The sequence below is a fragment of the Streptomyces sp. NBC_00775 genome (assembly GCF_036347135.1).
GTDB lineage: Bacteria > Actinomycetota > Actinomycetes > Streptomycetales > Streptomycetaceae > Streptomyces > Streptomyces lutosisoli.
In genome coordinates, this window is the sequence record NZ_CP108938.1 from 1,477,773 (window position 1) to 1,494,239 (window position 16,467).

Annotated in this window: 15 protein-coding genes; 6 read left to right on the forward strand and 9 right to left on the reverse strand. The window is 72.6% G+C overall.

The genetic code is table 11. The annotated features are described in order from the left end of the window. Positions 1-5: 5 nt before the first annotated feature. Positions 6-2,132, reverse strand: coding sequence for a tetratricopeptide repeat protein (locus OIC96_RS06795; RefSeq protein ID WP_330308767.1), 2,127 nt, complete (start codon positions 2,130-2,132; stop codon positions 6-8). A gap of 152 nt (positions 2,133-2,284) precedes the next feature. On the opposite strand from OIC96_RS06795, the gene OIC96_RS06800 reads away from it, so the two are divergent. Then, entirely contained in the window at positions 2,285-3,508 is a 1,224-nt protein-coding gene (locus OIC96_RS06800; RefSeq protein WP_330308766.1) for an MFS transporter, read from the forward strand. Between the two features lie 49 nt (positions 3,509-3,557). On the opposite strand, the gene OIC96_RS06805 is transcribed toward OIC96_RS06800, so the two are convergent. Next, positions 3,558-3,995: a PPOX class F420-dependent oxidoreductase gene (locus tag OIC96_RS06805; RefSeq protein ID WP_330308765.1), complete on the reverse strand. Its 438-nt coding sequence runs from the start codon at positions 3,993-3,995 to the stop codon at positions 3,558-3,560. A gap of 74 nt (positions 3,996-4,069) precedes the next feature. On the opposite strand from OIC96_RS06805, the gene OIC96_RS06810 reads away from it, so the two are divergent. From OIC96_RS06810 to OIC96_RS06820, 3 genes are read left to right on the forward strand one after another with little or no spacing between them, the layout of a single operon-like run. Continuing rightward, entirely contained in the window at positions 4,070-4,648 is a 579-nt protein-coding gene (locus OIC96_RS06810; RefSeq protein WP_330308764.1) for a TetR/AcrR family transcriptional regulator, read from the forward strand. Beyond that, positions 4,645-6,054 (forward strand): MFS transporter, encoded by a 1,410-nt coding sequence (locus tag OIC96_RS06815; RefSeq protein ID WP_330308763.1) that lies wholly within the window; start codon positions 4,645-4,647, stop codon positions 6,052-6,054. Before OIC96_RS06810 ends, OIC96_RS06815 begins: the two co-directional genes overlap by 4 nt. A 30-nt stretch (positions 6,055-6,084) precedes the next feature. Further along, complete coding sequence (locus tag OIC96_RS06820) at positions 6,085-7,311, forward strand: serine hydrolase domain-containing protein (RefSeq protein ID WP_330308762.1); 1,227 nt, start codon at positions 6,085-6,087, stop codon at positions 7,309-7,311. An 11-nt stretch (positions 7,312-7,322) separates the two neighbouring features. Here the strand turns inward: OIC96_RS06820 and OIC96_RS06825 are convergent, their stop codons facing one another. Then, positions 7,323-8,198: an ArsR/SmtB family transcription factor gene (locus OIC96_RS06825; RefSeq protein ID WP_330308761.1), complete on the reverse strand. Its 876-nt coding sequence runs from the start codon at positions 8,196-8,198 to the stop codon at positions 7,323-7,325. A 91-nt stretch (positions 8,199-8,289) separates the two neighbouring features. On the opposite strand from OIC96_RS06825, the gene OIC96_RS06830 reads away from it, so the two are divergent. Then, positions 8,290-9,573, forward strand: a complete 1,284-nt coding sequence (locus OIC96_RS06830) for an MFS transporter (protein WP_330308760.1) — start codon at positions 8,290-8,292, stop codon at positions 9,571-9,573. Here the strand turns inward: OIC96_RS06830 and OIC96_RS06835 are convergent. The 3 genes from OIC96_RS06835 to ribA are packed head-to-tail and all read right to left on the reverse strand — an operon-like array spanning position 9,560 to position 12,465. After that, a complete protein-coding gene (locus OIC96_RS06835) occupies positions 9,560-10,705 on the reverse strand; it encodes an NAD(P)/FAD-dependent oxidoreductase (protein WP_330308759.1) in 1,146 nt (381 codons plus the stop codon). The genes OIC96_RS06830 and OIC96_RS06835 overlap by 14 nt on opposite strands. Positions 10,706-10,753: 48 nt before the next feature. Beyond that, complete coding sequence (locus tag OIC96_RS06840; protein WP_330308758.1) at positions 10,754-11,761, reverse strand: ornithine cyclodeaminase family protein; 1,008 nt, start codon at positions 11,759-11,761, stop codon at positions 10,754-10,756. Beyond that, complete coding sequence (gene ribA, locus OIC96_RS06845; protein ID WP_330308757.1) at positions 11,758-12,465, reverse strand: GTP cyclohydrolase II; 708 nt, start codon at positions 12,463-12,465, stop codon at positions 11,758-11,760. The genes OIC96_RS06840 and ribA overlap by 4 nt, the downstream gene beginning before the upstream one ends. Before the next feature lie 39 nt (positions 12,466-12,504). Here ribA and OIC96_RS06850 point away from each other — a divergent pair, with 39 nt between their 5' ends. After that, entirely contained in the window at positions 12,505-13,254 is a 750-nt protein-coding gene (locus tag OIC96_RS06850; protein WP_330310364.1) for a creatininase family protein, read from the forward strand. Here the strand turns inward: OIC96_RS06850 and OIC96_RS06855 are convergent. The 3 genes from OIC96_RS06855 to OIC96_RS06865 are packed head-to-tail and all read right to left on the reverse strand — an operon-like array spanning position 13,137 to position 16,461. Next, on the reverse strand, positions 13,137-14,315 hold the full coding sequence (locus OIC96_RS06855; protein WP_406502295.1) for a lysylphosphatidylglycerol synthase transmembrane domain-containing protein: 1,179 nt from the start codon (positions 14,313-14,315) through the stop codon (positions 13,137-13,139). The two genes, OIC96_RS06850 and OIC96_RS06855, sit on opposite strands and share 118 nt — an antisense overlap. A gap of 8 nt (positions 14,316-14,323) precedes the next feature. Beyond that, complete coding sequence (locus OIC96_RS06860; protein WP_330308755.1) at positions 14,324-15,277, reverse strand: class I SAM-dependent methyltransferase; 954 nt, start codon at positions 15,275-15,277, stop codon at positions 14,324-14,326. After that, positions 15,274-16,461, reverse strand: a complete 1,188-nt coding sequence (locus tag OIC96_RS06865) for a glycosyltransferase family 4 protein (protein WP_330310363.1) — start codon at positions 16,459-16,461, stop codon at positions 15,274-15,276. The genes OIC96_RS06860 and OIC96_RS06865 overlap by 4 nt, the downstream gene beginning before the upstream one ends. Positions 16,462-16,467: the final 6 nt, after the last annotated feature.

Here is a 16,467-nt window from a genome sequence, read left to right on the forward strand (position 1 = left end):
GCGCGTCATCCTTGAGGCCCGTCGGCGTTGAGGCACCGCTCGCGCAACGCCCGCAGATGCGCGAGCTGATACGCGGCGTTCTCCTTCGCGAGGGCGACGATCGCCTCGTCGATCAGCGGCAGCGCCCGCGCGAACTCGCCCCCGTCGAGGCGGGTTTCGGCGAGGTCGGTGAGGGCGCGTGCCGTGTTGTACGCCTCGCCGCTCTCCCGGAAGAACCGCAGCGCGCGCTCCAGCCGTTCCCGTGCCTCGTCGCGGCGTCCGAGACCGCGCAGGGCGCGACCCCGGTGGCGTTCCAACAGGGCGCGGGCACGCGGCAGATCACCGGCGCCCTCGTCCTCGGGACCGATGCCGTCGAGGATGCCGTACGCCTCCTCGAAGCAGTCGTACGCCTCCTGCCAGCGCCACTGCCGCAGGCGCAGCAGCCCGAGGAACTCGACGGCGGAGGCGTGCCCGCGTGCATGTCCGGCGGCGCGTTCGTCCCGCGCGGCCGCGAGCGCCTCGGGCTCGGCCTCGTCCCAGCGGCGCAACTCGGTGAGGGTGTGAGCGAGTTGGGCGTGCAGCGCACCGGCGGTCCGGGTGCCGGGGAAATGGGTGTCGGCCGTGCGTACGCCGATCCGCAGGGCGGGCAGCAGGATGTCGTGGTGGCCCGCCTTGAGCTGGAGCGGCCACAGGGCCTGGCAGAGCCGCACGACCGCGTTCCACTCGCGGAACTCCTCGGCGGCGTGGACCGCCTGGACGAGGTTGCGCGCTTCGGTGGCGAGCGCGGACACGGCCTCGCCCCGGTCCGCGTACGCGACCGGCGAGGTACCGGAGGGGACCCGCCAGCTCTCGGGGAGGGCCGCCTGCGCGGCGCCGACCGCCAGGTGCAGATATCCCTCGATGGTCCGGGACACCGCGGCCGAACAGGCGGCGATGCCGTCGGTGGCGGCCGCTACGGCTTCCGCGTGCGCGCGGACCACGGGCCGGTAGTGGTAGCGGCCGGTGTCCGTGCGCTCCAGGAGCAGCGCGTCGGCGAGTTCCTCCAGGAGCCGGGCCGCCTCGCTCTCCTCGATGTCCGCGGCCCGGGCGGCGGCCGCGGCGTCGAAGGCGGGCCAGTCGTAGAGGCCGTTCAGCCGGTAGAGCCGGGCCGCCTCGGGTGGCAGCAGGCGGTAGGAATCGTCGGCCGCGGCACGCACCGGATCACGGTCGGGCACCGGCCGCACCTCCACGGATGGTGCGGAGAGTCGGGGCGCCGCGGCCCGCAGGGCGTACGGCGAGCCGCCGCACCGCTCCAGCACCGAGGGCAGCGCGGCCTTCGCCGCGGTGATCGCGGGCTTGCCGACCAGGTCGGTGAGCAGCCGCACGGCATCCCGCCTGGCGAGGGGACCCACCTGGACCGGCAGGGCGTCGACGCCGGTGAACGGGCGCCGGGTGACGACGACCGTGAACACGCCGGGCGCGGAGGTCAGCAGCGGGCGGATCTGCGCGGCGGACTGGGCGTGGTCGAGCACGAGCAGCAGCCGCCGATCGGCCACGTGCCGCCGGAAGCGGTCGATGCGGTCCTCGGCCGAGGGCGGTATCTCCTCGTCGGGGAGGCCGAGTTGGCGCAGCAGTGAGCTCAGGACGGCGCCCGTGTCGATCGCGCCGGGGCCGCGCAGATCGGCGTAGAGCTGTCCGTCCGGGAAACGGTCCGCCTGGCGCCAGCCCCAGTGCACGGCCAGCGTGCTGGTGCCCATGCCCTCCTGGCCGTGCAGCAGTGCCACCCGGGGGCTTCCGTCGAACGTGCGCGAGGCCTCCTTGTCGAGGAGCTTCAGCGCGTCCTGACGGTCCGTGAAGAACCGTGTGGAGGCGGGAAGACGGGGGCGCCCGGAGTGGGATCCGAGGCCGGCATCGGTACCGGACATGCGCACGCCTTGGGCGAACAGGCTCCAGGCGTGCGCGAGTTGCGGATCGCTGCGCACGCGCTCGTGGACCAGTTGCGCGACGGCGGTCAGCTGCTCGGCGGTCGTCGGCGCGGCGACCTCCCGGCCCGCGATCCGGCGCACCAGTCCCCCGGCCGACTCCCAGGCCCACTTGCCCGCTTCATTGGCCATTCCCATTCCGACGGTTCCGAGCACCGTCGTGATGGCCGCCAACGAGATGGGATCCAGCATGCCCCGCACCCCCGCGTCCGACGTGTCGCGGTGCGTCCACGCCACACCGTTTGGATCAACGATAACGTCAGTGAGGGAACCTTCTCCCACAACTCGGCCATGGACAGGGCCCCTTGAACCTGACACCAGTGTCAGGGTCGACGCTACGCGGCATGCGAAGCGAAACGACGACACAACCAGCCCTTTCGCACCGTCCGGTCGACGGGCACGGGCTCCCCCTCAGGGCCCTCCTCGCACTGGCCACCGCCGTGTTCATCACGAGCCTGACCGAGACACTGCCCGCGGGGGTGCTGCCCGCGATGAGCGCCGACCTCGGTGTCGGGGAGTCCGCGGCGGGGCAGTCGGTCACGGTCTACGCGGTCGGGACCGCACTCACGGCGATCCCCCTGTCGGCGGCCACGGCGGGCCTGCGGCGCAAACGGCTGCTGCTCGCGGCGATGGCGGGGTTCGCGGCGGCCAACAGCGTCACGGCGGTATCGACGGGGTACCCGTTGACCATGGTGGCCCGGTTCGTCGCCGGGGTGGCCGCGGGTCTGGCCTGGGCGCTGCTGGCCGGGTACGCGCGGCGGCTGGCACCAACTCACTTGCAGGGCAAGGCGATCGCGATCGTCATGACCGGCGTTCCGGTGGCGCTGTCGCTGGGGGTGCCCGCGGGGACGTTCCTCGGGGACGCGCTGGGCTGGCGGGTGACGTTCTCCCTGATGACCGTGGTCGCCGTCGCGCTGATCGGGTGGATCGCCGTGGTCGTCCCGGAGCGGCCGGGGCAGTCCCGGCAGCGGCGGGGCGACCGGGCACCGATGCTCCGGGCGCTCCGGGTCCCGGGCGTCGTCCCGGTGCTTTTCGTGACGCTGGTGTTCGTCCTGGCCCACACGATCCTGTACACGTACATCGCCACGTTCCTGCGGCACCTCGGCATGGGCGGCTCGACCGATCTCGTGCTGCTGGTCTTCGGCGGTGCGTCCATGGTGAGCATCTGGATCGTGGGCGCGCACATCGACCGGCGGCTACGCGCGCTCACCGTCGCGAGCACGCTGCTCGTCGCCGTGGCGGCCGGTCTCCTGGCGCTCCTCGCGGACAGTCCCGCGCTCGTGTGGGTCGCGGTGGCGCTGTGGGGGCTCGGCTGGGGCGGCGTGCCCACCCTGCTGCAGACGGCCGTGGCCGACGCGGGCGGCGACACCGCCGACGCCGCGCAGGCCATGCTCGTCACTTTGTGGAACGCCGCCATGGCCGGCGGCGGTGTCGCGGGCGGTGTCCTCCTGGACCTGTTCGGCCCGGCATCCTTCCCCTGGACGGTTCTGGGGCTCCTGCTGCCGGTGGCGGCCGTGGTGATCGCGGCCCGCGCCCACGGTTTTCCCGTACGCCGCGTGAGCTCCTGAGACGGGCGACAGGGTCCGGGCCGCATCACACCTGCTGGACGGCGGCGACTCAGCTCCGGGGAATCCCGTACGCCCGCTCCACATGGAGCCGGAGCACGAGTCGGCCGTCGCGGACCATGGCCGCCCGGTAGTCGTCCCAGTCGGGGTGCTCGCCGAGGACGTCCCGGTAGACCCGGATCAGCTCCTCGACGGTGTCGTCGTGCGGGTCCTGGGCCACGGGCGTCAGCTCGGCCGTGCCCTCGGCGACCGTGTACGCCCACCGGTCCTCACTGGTGACGTGGTACGAGGCCCGTGGGTCCCGGCGCAGATTGCGGGTCTTGGCGCGGTCGTCGGTGAGCGAGACCCGGACGATCCGCTCGTCGGGGTAATAGACATGGCTCACGTTCGACAGCTGGGGCCGGCCGTCCTTCTTGAGGGTGACGAGCACCCCTCCTTTGTACTCGGAGAGCAGCTTGAGCAGTGCGTCCTGCGTAGCGTCCTGAGTCATGCCCCCATCAACGCTGGGAACCTCGGACGGCATTCCGCGTAGACACTGTCTACTCAGACTGGTAGACAGTGTCTATGAGCGAGCAAGAGGCAGGACTGAAGAACCGGCTGATCGAGGTCGGCGTCGATCTCGTGACCAGGGAAGGCGCACAGGCGCTGTCCCTCCGGGAGATCGCCCGGCGGGCCGGGGTCTCGCACGGCGCCCCCCGCCGCTACTTCCCCACCCACCTGGAACTGCTGTCCGCCATCGCCCGCCGGGGTTTCGCCGACCTCCAGGACCGTGCGACGGAGGCGGTCGGGGACAGCGAGGCCGGTCCCCGTGCTCAGCTCACCACACTCGCACGGGTCTACCTCGACTTCGCGCTGGGCCACCGCGGAATGTACGAGCTGATGTTCCGTCATGACCTGTTGGAGAGCAATCGGCTGGGGCTCCGGGAGACGAGCCTGCCGATGTTCGGCGCGCTGGTCGACCTGGTCGGCCGGGCGCGCCCCGAGGCCGACGCCCCGGTCGTCGCGGGCGCCCTGTGGGCCAACCTGCACGGGATCGCCCAGCTGTGGGGCTGGGGCAGCCTCCAACTCACCACGGGCACCGACGACTTCGTCCCCCTGCTGCATGCCGCGCTGGACGCGCACCTCGGGCCGGAGGAACGGTGAACTCTCCCGGCTCTCCGGTTCATCGGCGTCTCACCCTCGCGAGCAGCGTCGTCGGTGCCGTGATCGTGGCCCTGGACGGCACCGTGCTCGCCGTCGCGCAGCCCACGCTGCAACGCGATCTGCACGCCTCGTTCGCGCAGGTCCAGTGGACCAGCACCGGGTATCTCATCGCGGTGGCCAGCCTGTTGGTGTTCGCGGGGCGTCTCGGGGACCGGTACGGCCACCAACAGGTCTTCGCCCTGGGGATCCTGGGCTTCGGTGCGACGTCGGCGGGGATCGGTCTGGCGCCCGGCATCGGCTGGGTGATCGGGCTGCGGGTCGCGCAGGGCGTCTTCGGAGCGCTGCTGCAACCGGCCACACTCGGGATGCTGCGCGCCGCGTACCCCGCCGACCGGCTCGGGATGCCCATCGCGCTGCGGACGAGCGCCATCGGTCTCGCGGCCGCCACCGGTCCGCTGGTCGGCGGGGTCCTGGTCACCCATATCGGCTGGCGGGCGGTCTTCTTCGTCAACGTCGTGCCGTCGCTGGTGATGGGCGTCCTGGCGCTCGCCGTGCGGGGCCCGGCCCGGCGCAAGGTCCCGGCCCAGGGACTCGACGTGACCGGCGCCTGTCTGCTCGCGGTGGCCCTGGTCGCTCTGGTGCGGACGCTGGTCGCGCTACCGGAGGCGGGCTGGACGACGACGACCGTGCTCGGCCTGGTCGTGGTCGCCGTCGCGGGAGCCGTGTTCGTACGCCATGAACGGCGTATCGCGAGCCCGCTGCTCCCCTCCGAGGTCCTCGGCTCCGCGACCATCGGTGCGGCGCTCGGCATCCTGGTGGCGGCGTCGGCGTCGATGCTCGGCGCGCTGTTCGTCGGCAGCTACTTCCTCCAGGAGACCCTGGGCCTGGACCCGTTGCGGACCAGCCTGAGGGCGCTGCCCGGCGCCGGGGTGATCGTGCTCGTCGCCCCCGTCGCCGCCGTACTCCTGCGCAGGTTCGGCGCGCGTCGCACGACGCTGGCGGGGACGGTCGTCCTCACGCTGGGCGTCCTCGCGCTGTCCCGGCTCGACGAGGCGTCGACGGTCGTCGCGATCGGCGGTGGCTTCCTGCTGCTGGGCGCCGGTTTCGGGACGGTGATGGTCACCGCGACGGCGGTCGTCGTGCGGCACGCCTCGGTGGAGTCGGCCGGTGTGGCGGGCGGCCTCCAGCAGACGGCGATGAATGTCGGGCCCACGCTGGGAGTCGCGGCGGCGGCCACGCTGATGACGCTCACGACCGGTGTCGCGACGGGTCCCCCGCTGACCGCGCTCGCGGCGGTGTCCGCGATCGGCGTGCCGCTCGCCCTGCGCCTTCCGGGTCGTACAGGCGTCGCAGCCGCCGACCAGGGTCCCCCCAGGGACGCCGCGCCCGTCCGTACGAGACCATGAAGGACACGAGCCGCAGCCCGGAGGAGAGTCATGGGACATCTGCGACAGGAGGTCGAGTCTCGCGAGGCCGGCCTTGATCCGAAGGCGCTGGCCCGCCTTGACCAGCACTTCGCCCATCTCGTCGACGACGGCCGGCTGCCCGGCTACCTCGTGTCCGTGTCCCGGCACGGCCGCGTCGCGCACCTCACCACCTACGGCTGCCGCGACCGCGAGGCCCGACTGCCGGTGGAGACCGACACCTTGTGGCGGCTGTACTCCATGACCAAGCCGGTCACCTCGGTCGCCGCGCTGATGCTGCTCGAAGAAGGGCGCTTCCAACTCGACGACCCGGTGGCCGACTTCCTCCCCGCCTTCGCCGAGCCGCGGGTATACGTCAGCGGATCCGGCCCCGGCACGAAGACCCGCCCGGCCGGACAACCCCTCCTGCTCCGCCACCTGCTGACCCACACCGCGGGCCTCACCTTCGGCTTCTACTACTCCCATCCCGTCGACGCGCTCTACCGGGACGCCGGTCTGGAGTCCTCGGTGCCGCCGGGCGCGAACCTGGCCGAGACCATCGACGTGTACGCCGGGCTGCCGCTCCAGTTCGAGCCGGGCACCCAGTGGAACTACTCGGTCGCCACCAACGTCCTCGGCCGCGTCCTCGAAGTGGTGTCCGGCCGGGACCTCGACGAGTTCCTCGCCGAGCGGATCTTCGGCCCGCTCGGGATGACGGACGCCGGGTTCTGTGTCACGGACGAGCAGGCCGGCCGGCTCGCCGAGTTGTACGGGGAGGACGACGGGGGCCGGATCACCCCGATCGCCGGGCTCCCGCTGCACGGCCGCCCCCGCTTCCTGTCCGGCAGCGGCGGCATGGTGGGCAGCGCCCACGACTACCACCGGTTCATGGAGATGCTCCGCCGCCGCGGCGAACTCGACGGCACCCGCCTGCTGACCCCCGAGACCGTGGACCTGATGGTCTCCAACCACCTCCCCGGCGACGCGGACCGCCGTACCTTCGGCAGCCCGGTCCACCAGGAACCCGGCAACGCGGGCCTCGGCTTCGGCCTCGGCGTCTCCGTCGTCGTGGACCCGGAGATCACCCGGTCCCCGTCCAGCCGGGGCGCGTTCGGCTGGAGCGGCGTGGCCAGTACGACGTTCTGGGTCGACCCGCGCCGCGACATGACCGTGCAGTTCTTCACCCAGGTCCGCCCGACGGCCTCGCACTCCCTCTTTCCCGAGCTGAAGCGGCTGGTGCACGAGGCGGTGCTGGACTGAAGCCCGTACCCTCACGGGCTGCGCAGCAGGGCCGCCCCGAGGTCGCTCGCCGTGTAGTGCACCTCGCGCCGGTAGCGGTGACTCGTCACGAGCCCCGCATCCCGCAGAACGGCGAGGTGCTGCGAGACCGCGCCGAGGCTCAGCCCGGTGCGAGCGGCCAGCTGTGTCGTCGTGCTGGGTGAGCCGGTGAGCGCGAGCAGTCGGGCCCGGCTGCGGCCCATCAGACGGGCGAGACCGTCACCGGCCCGGTCGCGTCGCTCCCAAAGGGTGCCGAGGGCGCGCGCGGGATAGAGGAGGGCGGGCGGCGCCATGCCGTCGCCGGCCAGCAGACGGCAGTCGACCGCGAACACCGTGGGCGCCAGGGTGATTCCGGCGCCCTCCGGACCGGGGGCGGACAGCGGCAGGTGCGGGGAGACCAGCCGGTCGCCCTCCCAGCGCAGTGTCGGATGGAGGTGGGCGAACACCTCCTGAATGCCGTCCTCGGCAAGCTGCCGCGTGCGGTGCGCGATGTCCGCCTCCAGGAGGGCCCGCATGCGCGGCCAGTGCGGCTCGACGGCCGCCCGCCACCAGGCTCGTACGGCATCGCGGAGCTCCGCCGGGCCCGGCACCCTGGCGAGTTCCTCCTCGATCTCGGACAGCGGGCAGCGCGGAGGAGGTGTCAGGGAGTCCGGTACGAGTCCGCGGCGGACCAAGTCGCCCAGTGGTGCGGTCCGTTGAGCGAGGTCGCGTTCCCCGAGCAGCGCCGACGCCTTCTTGATCCAGGACAGGTGGACGGCGTGCCGCCCTGGATCGAGCGCGGCCCGGAAGCCGGCCACGGTCTCCCCCAGCGGCGACATCGCGAACCTGATGTTGACCACGTCGTGCACACCGAATCGCACCATGCCCATGGCCCGCCCCCGCTGGTCTCAGGTTGTCCAAGGTTTTCGCCCAGACTAAAACAATGGCGAAGCCGGGACCGTGGTGGTGATGTTGCCCGCCATGACCCTCCCCACCTCCGGCCTGTTCCGTCACGCCGACTTCCGCAGGTTCTGGGCGGCCGACTCGGTGAGCCAGACCGGCGCCGCGGTGACGCTCGTGGCGCTCCCGCTCGTCGCCATCGGCCCGCTGAACGCCACCCCCTTCGAGGCGGGCCTCCTCGTCGTGTTCGAGTACCTGGCGTTCCTGCTCATCGGACTGCCCGCCGGCGCCTGGGTGGACCGGGTACGGCGCCGTCGCGTGATGATCGCGGGCTCGCTGTGCCGCGCCGCACTGCTCGGGTCGGTCCCGGTGGCCTACGGCCTGGGGGTGATGACGCTCCCTCAGTTGTACGTCGTGGCCTTCGGCGTGTCCGTCAGCACGGTGTTCTTCGACGTGGCCCATCAGAGCCACCTGCCCCAACTCGTCGACGACGCGCAGCTGGTGAACGCGAACGTCAGGCTGGAGGCCACCCGCAGCATCGCGCAGGTGGGCGGCCCCGGGGCGGGTGGCGCGCTGGTCGGGGCACTGTCGGCGCCCGTGGCGATCGTCGTCGACGCCGTCGGCTTCATCTGCTCGGCGCTCCTGCTCTCCCGCATCCGCCGCGCCGAGGCGAGGCCCGAGGTCCGTCCGGACGCGAGTCTGCGGACCGAGATCGGCGAGGGGCTGCGCTTCGTCTTCGGCAACCCGCTGCTGCGCGCGCTCACGCTCACCGGGGCGATCTCCAACATGTGCGGGACGATCGGCGCCTCCATGCTGCTGGTCCTGCTCAACGGCCAACTCGGCCTCTCCCCCTTCCTCTGCGGCCTGGTCTTCACCGCGGAGGCCGCGGGCGGTCTGCTCGGCAGCCTGCTCACGGTGCGCCTCGCGGGCCGGATCGGCCAGGGCCCGGCGATGTGCGCGGCGGTGATCAGCAGCGGTGTGCTGTGGATGCTGGCCCTGCCGATGTATCAGGCCGACTGGCGGTTCGCCGTCGCCGTCGCGCTCCAGGGTCTGGGGTGGGTCTGCTTCATGACGTTCAAAATCAACTCGGTCGCGTTCCGGCAGCGGTTGTGCCCGAAGCCTCTGCTGGGCCGGATGACGGCCACCAACCGGTTCGTGGTGTGGGGTTCCATGCCGATCGGTGCGCTCATCGGCAGCACGCTCGGGCAGAACGTCGGCGTCCGGCAGGCCATGTGGGTCGGCGTCCTGGGCGAACTCCTCGCCGTACTGCCCGTGTTCTTCTCCCCGTTGCGCACGATGCGCGAACTTCCCGATTCCCCCGAAGAGGAACAGCGCGCCCAGCGGCCGGTGGTCACACGCGGTTGACCTCCGGACGCAGGGCATCCGCGGCGAAGCGGTCGACGCTCAGGGGGCTGATGTCGACGAAGGATTCACGGCCCAGGTACAGATCGCGGACGACCTCGCCGACCGCCGGTCCCTGGAGGAAGCCGTGGCCCGAGAACCCGGTCGCGTACAGGAAGCGCGAGCACGAACTCGCCTCGCCGATGAGGGCGTTGTGGTCCGGGGTGATCTCGTACAGGCCCGCCCAGCCGCCCGTCCTGCGCAGGTCGAGCAGGGCGGGGGCGCGGCGCTCCATCGCGGCGTAGAGGTGCGGGATCCAGCGGTCGTGGGTCTCCGTGGAGAAGCCGGGCCTCTCGTCGGGGTCGGACATGCCGACGAGGAGGCCGGGGCCCTCGGCGTGGAAATAGAGGCTGGACGTGAAGTCGATGGTCATGGGCAGGCCGGGCGGCAGTCCCGGGACGGGTTCGGTGACGGCGATCTGGCGGCGCAGCGGCTCCACCGGGAGGTCCACGCCGACCAGCGCGCCGATGGCCCGGGACCAGGCGCCGGCCGCGCAGACGACCGTGTCGGTGGCGATCCGGCCCTGGCCGGTGACCACGGCCGTGATGGCGTCGCCGTGCGTCTCGATGCCGGTGACCTCGCAGTGCCGCAGTACGGTCGCGCCATGGCGGCGGGCCCCGGCCGCGTAGCCCTGGACCACGGATTCGGGCGTGCAGTGCCCGTCGTCCGGGGAGAAGGCCGCGGCCAGCAGCCCGTCGGTGGTGATCAGCGGCGACAGCCGGCGCGCCTCGGCCGGGCCGATCATGCGGCTGGGCACGCCGAGCCCGTTCTGCAGCCGCACTCCCGCCTCGAACGCGGCGACCTCCTCGGGCGTGGAGAGCAGGAACAGATAGCCGACCCGGTGCAGCCCGATGTCCTGGCCCAGTTCCTCGCCGAAGCGGGCGAACGCCTCCAGACTCCGGGCGCCGAGCTGGATGTTGAGCTCGTCGGAGAACTGCGCCCGGACCCCGCCGGCCGCGCGTGAGGTCGACCCGGAGGCGAGTTCGTCGCGCTCGACGAGCACCACGTCGGGCACCCCGGCGCGGGCCAGGTGGTAGGCGATGCTCGTGCCCATCACACCGCCGCCGATGACGACGACCCGCGCGGTCCTGTTCATCGGCACGCCTCCCTGGCTGGGTTCACCGGCACGCTCCCCCGTACGGATTCATCCGCGCGTCCCCTTCGCCCGGGCCGCGTCGATCACGGCCCAGGCCGCGGCGGCGTCCTGGATGCCGAGCCCGACGCTGTTGTAGAAGACGATGTCCTCGGGACGCGTACGCGCCGTGTGCCGGCCGGTGAGGACACCGCCGAGCGGGATCAGGTCCTCCCGGGCGAGCCGGCCGTCGCGCAGCGCCTCGACCACCGGACCGGCGTGCTCCGCCGCGGTCTCCGGATCGTCGACGACCACCGCGGCGGCCCGCCGCACGACCTCCGCGTCGACCTCGCTGCGGGTGGGCTCGAAGGACCCGACGCTCACGACCGTGCAGCCCGGCGCCAGCCATTCGCCCCGCACGACGGGGGTGGCGCTGAGGGTGCAGGCCGCGACCATCGGGAGCCCGGCCACGGCTTCCCCGGCCGTGTCGACGGCCTTGACGGCGACACCGAGTTCGGCGGCGAGGCGCTGCGCCGCGTGCGCCCGTCGTCCCGGGTCCGGGCTCCACACCCGTACGGACCGCAGCTCGCGGACCCGGGCGACGGCCCGCGCGTGGGCGAGGGCCTGGGTGCCGGAGCCGATCAGGCCGAGCTCGGCGCTGTCGGCGGTGGCCAGCGCGTCGAAGGCGACGGCGCTGGCGGCGGCCGTACGCAGGGTCGTCACCGCGGTGCCGTCCATGACGGCGGCGAGCTGCCCGGTGACCGGGTCGAGCGCGTTGATCACCGCGTGAATCGTGGGCAGTCCGGCCGCCGCGTTGCCCGGGTTGACGCTGCCGATCTTGGCGACCGCCCCGGTGTCCGCGGACAGCCGCGCCAGATACGCGAAGACGACGCTGTCGTCGAAGCGGCTGGGGTGCATGATCTTCCCGGGCAGCTCCGCGGTGCCGTCACCGAGCGCGGTGAAGGCCGCGCGTTGCGAGGCGATCGCCGCGTCGGTGTCCAGCAGCTCCGCCACCTGTGCACACGAGAGATACAGCGGGCCGCCGGCGGCGTTGACGGCGGGGTCGTCGTGTTCTGTCATTCCTCAGTGATAACCGTCTTCGCCGATCCGCAAAAGATCGCCTGCGCCCAGTCGCCGCCGTCCAGGTGGGGGAGGTAGTGGTCGAGGCGCTCCCGCTTGGTCAGCAGATAGCTGAGGTTCTCCTCGCACGGCGGGATCAGCAGCGGCACCTGCTCGGCGACCTTGATGCCGTTGCGCAGCAGCGACTCCCGTTTGCGCGGGTTGTTCGACAGCAGCCGTACGGACCGTACGCCGAGGTCGTGCAGTATCTCCGCCGCCACCCCGTAGTCGCGGGCGTCCACCGGAAGGCCCTGGGCGAGGTTCGCCTCGACGGTGTCCATGCCCTCCGCCTGGAGCTTCATCGCGCGCAGCTTGGCGAGCAGACCGATCCCCCGGCCCTCGTGGCCCCGGAGGTAGACGAGGATGCCGCGCCCCTCGGCGACGATGGCGCGCAGCGCGGCGGTGAGCTGGGGGCCGCACTCGCAGTGCGTGGATCCGAAGGCGTCTCCGGTCAGGCACTCGGAATGCAGCCGGGTGAGCACGTCGCCTTCCCGGAGGGTGTCCAAGTCCCCGTACACCAGCGCCACTTGTTCCTCGCCCCGGTCGTGGTCGAGGTAGCCGACGGCATGGAAATCGCCGTACTTGGTGGGCAAGGGGGCAATCACGACTCGTTCGACACCTGTGAGGTGGGCATTCCCGCCGAGTACGCCAAAGTTATCTGTCATGATCTGGTTCCTAAGCAGAGTCGAAAGGGCCGTGAAAACATGGATAGTTCGGGAACGCGCTCGACGGTATCCGGTCTGTTGCCGCTGGACACCACGGAGGATGTACGGGAACGGGGGGCCGGTGTCGCCCGTCAGGTCGCCGTCCTTCCCGTCGGCAGCTTCGAACAACACGGTCCGTTCCTTCCGCTCGCGACCGACACGCTCGTGGCGTGCGCCATCGCGCGGGAGGTTGCCGCCGCGTATCCGGTCCATCTCCTTCCTCCGGTGACGATCTCCTGCTCGCACGAGCACGCGGCCTGGCCGGGGACCGTCAGCATCTCTTCCGTCACGCTCCACGCGGTGGTACGGGACATCGCCGGCTCGCTGCGGGGGTCGGGCGTCGACACCCTGGTGCTGGTCAACGGGCATGGCGGGAACTATGTGTTGGGGAATGTGGTTCAGGAATCCGCGGGGAGCGGTACCCGTATGGCGCTTTTCCCGGCCATGGAGGACTGGGAGGCGGCGCGGGAACGGGCAGGTGTGCAGACCTCGTTGCTCAGCGATATGCATGCGGGAGAAATCGAGACCTCCATTCTTCTGCACGCCCATCCGGAATTGGTCAAAGCCGGTTACGAGACCTCCGATTTCACCGCCGACGACCGGCGGCATCTGCTCACCGTCGGCATGTCGGCCTATACCGATTCCGGTGTCATCGGCCGTCCCTCGCTGGCTTCCGCCGAGAAGGGAAAGGAACTGCTGGCGGCGCTGACCGATTCCTTCGAGGCGTATGTGTCCCTGCTGACGCATTGATCGTGCCCTCCCGCGCTCTCCTCCCGGGGGCGCCGGAGCGCCGCGCACCACCGGACGACCAGGACGACGGCGCCGGGCAGGCTCGCCGCGAAGCTGAGCACTCCATAGACCACGGCGACGGTCAGGCCCATGCTCGCGCCGAGCCCCGCGGCACCGAACGCCCAGGCGGTCGCGCCCTCCCTGGGGCCCCAGCCGCCGACGTTCAGCGGCAGCCCCATGGCGAGCAGGGCCAGCAGCGCCAGCGGCATCAACTGAGCCACGGACGCGGCGGATCCGGCGACCCTGGCGGCGAGCACGAACATGGCCAGGTGACCGGCCAGCACCAGCACCGACGAGAGCAGCACCCCGGGCCAGCTGCCCCGGGCGAGCAGCGCGCCGCGCGCCTCGGCGAGTGCGGCGCGGACGGCTCCGTAGCGCTGGGTACGACCGGGGGCCCGGCCCCTGCGTACGGCGCCCACCGTCACCACTCCGCACGCCGAGACGATCGCCAGGATCACCGCGAAGTGCCGGGTCTCGGCGAGCACCGGCGACGGCTGGGTGAGCAGCACCGCCGCCCCGACGGCCACCAGCACCGCCTGCCCCGAGGTCCGTTCGAGCACCACCGCCCGTACTCCGCGGCCGACGTCCCCGGCGCTCTGACCGTGCCGGACGGCACGGTGTACGTCGCCGAGCACCCCGCCGGGCAGCGCCGCGTTCAGGAACAGCGCCCGGTAGTAGTCCGCGACGGCGGCTCCCAGCGGCAGCCGGATCCGCAGTGCGCGCGCCACCAGACACCACCGCCAGGCGCTGAACACCGTGGTGAGCAGCCCGAGTCCGAGCCCCGCCAGCAGCGTCACGGCGTCGATCCGCCGCAGCCCGTCCAGGAAGACACCGGTGCCCAGTCGCCAGAGCAGCACACCGAGGATGACGACACCGGCGACCGTGCCGAGGTGGGTGCGGAGCCGACGGGAGCCGAGCCGGGCGCGCGCCGGGCCGGCCGTGCCGGAGGCGAGGTCCTCGCGCTCGCTCGCGCCGTCCGTACGCGTGCGGACCACGCCCGCGTCCACCGCCACGGCCTCCACCCCGGCGCTCACACCGCACCGCCCGTCGGCCCGGGCAGCACCAGCACATCGCTGTGGTGGACCACCACCCGCAACTCGCCCGCGGCGCACGCCGTCAGGCGGGAGTGGAGATACGACTCCGCACGCGCCGCCAGGTCGGGCCGCTGCTCGCAGGCCGCGCCGACCCAGCCGCGCAGCCACTCCTCGGTGAGCGCGGCCTCGTCGGGGCCGAGCCGCCAGGGGCTGGGATGCACCCGTACCGTCGCGCCGTACCGGCCGAAGGCCTCGCAGGCCGCCGTGATGGCGTCGGGGCCGAGGAGTTCGCCACGGCGCTGGTGGGTGTTGAACGCCTCGCCGAACTCGGCGTCGAGCGGGTCGGCCGGTGCGAGTTCGATCCGCCCCACGACGGACAGCGTCAGCAGGGCCGGGACCCCGGCGCCCGTGCAGGCCGCCGCGAGCCGGTCGATCTCCTCGCCGGTGAGCACGTCGAGCAGCGCGGAGGCCGTCACCAGCGAGGCGCCGGCGAGGGCGTCGGCGGTCAGCCTGCCGATGTCACCGCGTTGCGTGGTGACCGTGACGCGGCTGCCGTCGGCGGCGGCGCGGGGAGCCCCGACGGTCGCGAAGTGCAGCAGGTAGGGGTCCCGGTCGTGCAGGATCCAGTGCTGGGTGCCGTCGAGGCGGGGGGCGAGCCAGCGGCCCATGGAGCCGGTTCCGCAGCCGAGGTCGTGAATGACCAGGTCGCCGCCGCGCCCCGGCCGGTTCGCCAGCCGGATGCGCAACGGGTCGAGCAGTTCGGCCGCCCGCGCGGCGGCGTCGGCGCCCTCGCGCAACTGAAGCCACTGGGGGGCATATCGAGGGACTTCGTCGGCATCGGCCGCACCGACCCGCTGACCAGGCACACCCGTCCTCGCAATCTTCCCGGACGCGTCGGACACCGCCGCGTCCCGTCCCGGCACCCCCGCGGGGGTCGTGGCCGTACTCACGCCGCCCTCCGGGGTTCCCGGGGAAGCCGGCCGAGCACTCCGGCCAGGCTCCGGGCCGTGGTCGCCCAGCCGTCCAGCGCCGCCCGGCGTCCTCGCGCGGCCGCCTTCAGACGGCGCCGTACGTCGGCCTCGCCGAACCAGCCGCGCAGTTCCGCGGCGAGGGCCGCCGGGTCCTCCGGGGGTACGAGGATGCCGGGCACCCCGCCGTCGGGGGCGCGCCCGACCGCTTCGGGAAGGCCGCCGACGTCCGTCGCGAGCACCGGTATCCCGCGGGCGAGCGCCTCGGTGACGGCCATGCCGTACGTCTCGGCGTAGGACGTGAGCACCATGAGGTCGGCCGCCGCGTAGCTCGCGTCGAGTTCCGCGCCCGCCTGCGGGCCGGCGAGGTGCAGCCGGTCGCCGAGGCCGTGCTGCTCGATCAGCGCTCGAAGCCGGGCGACATAGGCCGGGTCCTGGCCGAGGCCGCCGACGCAGACGCAGCTCCAGGGCAGGTCGGTGACGGACGCGAGGGCCTCGACCAGCCGGTGCTGTCCCTTGCGCGGGGTGACGGCGGCGACGCACAGCAGCCGCGAGACGCCGTCGGTGCCGGAGGCGAGCGGCGCGATGTCCGCGCCGGGCGCGGCGACATGGACGCGGTCGGGGGCGAGCCCGTGGTGGGCGACGAGCCGGCGGACGGCCCAGTCGCTGGTGGCGACGACGGCCGACACGGCGCGCAGCGTCGTGCGTTCCCGGGCGTCCAGGTCGGCGGCCACCGCGGGCGCGAGACCCGTCTCGTCGCCGAGCGGCAGATGCACCAGCACGACGAGGCACAGCCGTTCGGCCTCGGGAACGATGATCTCGGGGACGCCGCAGGCGACGAGTCCGTCCAGCAGGACGACCGTGCCGTCCGGCAAGTCACGGAGCGTACGGGCGAGTTCCGTGCGGGCGGCGGACGCGGGACTCGGCCAGCTGCCCGCGACGGCGTGCCGGTGGACCTGCCAGCCGAAGCCGGGCAGGTCCAGGCAGAGCCGCCGGTCGTAGGCGTTGCCGCCGCTCGGCGCGGCCGGGTCGTCGACACCGCCCGGCATGACGAAGTGCACGGAGCGCAGGGACATGGGGATGATCTCGGCGTTCTTGGGGGCCGTGTACTGCGGGGGCACGTAGCTCAGGGCGGCCTGGTCACCGGTCAGGGATACCCGGTCCATGGTCGT

What these genes read in the sequence shown, in the direction of transcription:
- OIC96_RS06795 (WP_330308767.1), bottom strand. Translation starts at nt 2,132, where the DNA reads ATGCTGGATCCCATCTCGTTGGCGGCCATCACGACGGTGCTCGGAACC.
- OIC96_RS06800 (WP_330308766.1), top strand. Translation starts at nt 2,285, where the DNA reads ATGCGAAGCGAAACGACGACACAACCAGCCCTTTCGCACCGTCCGGTC.
- OIC96_RS06805 (WP_330308765.1), bottom strand. Translation starts at nt 3,995, where the DNA reads ATGACTCAGGACGCTACGCAGGACGCACTGCTCAAGCTGCTCTCCGAG.
- OIC96_RS06810 (WP_330308764.1), top strand. Translation starts at nt 4,070, where the DNA reads ATGAGCGAGCAAGAGGCAGGACTGAAGAACCGGCTGATCGAGGTCGGC.
- OIC96_RS06820 (WP_330308762.1), top strand. Translation starts at nt 6,085, where the DNA reads ATGGGACATCTGCGACAGGAGGTCGAGTCTCGCGAGGCCGGCCTTGAT.
- OIC96_RS06825 (WP_330308761.1), bottom strand. Translation starts at nt 8,198, where the DNA reads ATGGGCATGGTGCGATTCGGTGTGCACGACGTGGTCAACATCAGGTTC.
- OIC96_RS06830 (WP_330308760.1), top strand. Translation starts at nt 8,290, where the DNA reads ATGACCCTCCCCACCTCCGGCCTGTTCCGTCACGCCGACTTCCGCAGG.
- OIC96_RS06835 (WP_330308759.1), bottom strand. Translation starts at nt 10,705, where the DNA reads ATGAACAGGACCGCGCGGGTCGTCGTCATCGGCGGCGGTGTGATGGGC.
- OIC96_RS06840 (WP_330308758.1), bottom strand. Translation starts at nt 11,761, where the DNA reads ATGACAGAACACGACGACCCCGCCGTCAACGCCGCCGGCGGCCCGCTG.
- ribA (WP_330308757.1), bottom strand. Translation starts at nt 12,465, where the DNA reads ATGACAGATAACTTTGGCGTACTCGGCGGGAATGCCCACCTCACAGGT.
- OIC96_RS06850 (WP_330310364.1), top strand. Translation starts at nt 12,505, where the DNA reads ATGGATAGTTCGGGAACGCGCTCGACGGTATCCGGTCTGTTGCCGCTG.
- OIC96_RS06865 (WP_330310363.1), bottom strand. Translation starts at nt 16,461, where the DNA reads ATGGACCGGGTATCCCTGACCGGTGACCAGGCCGCCCTGAGCTACGTG.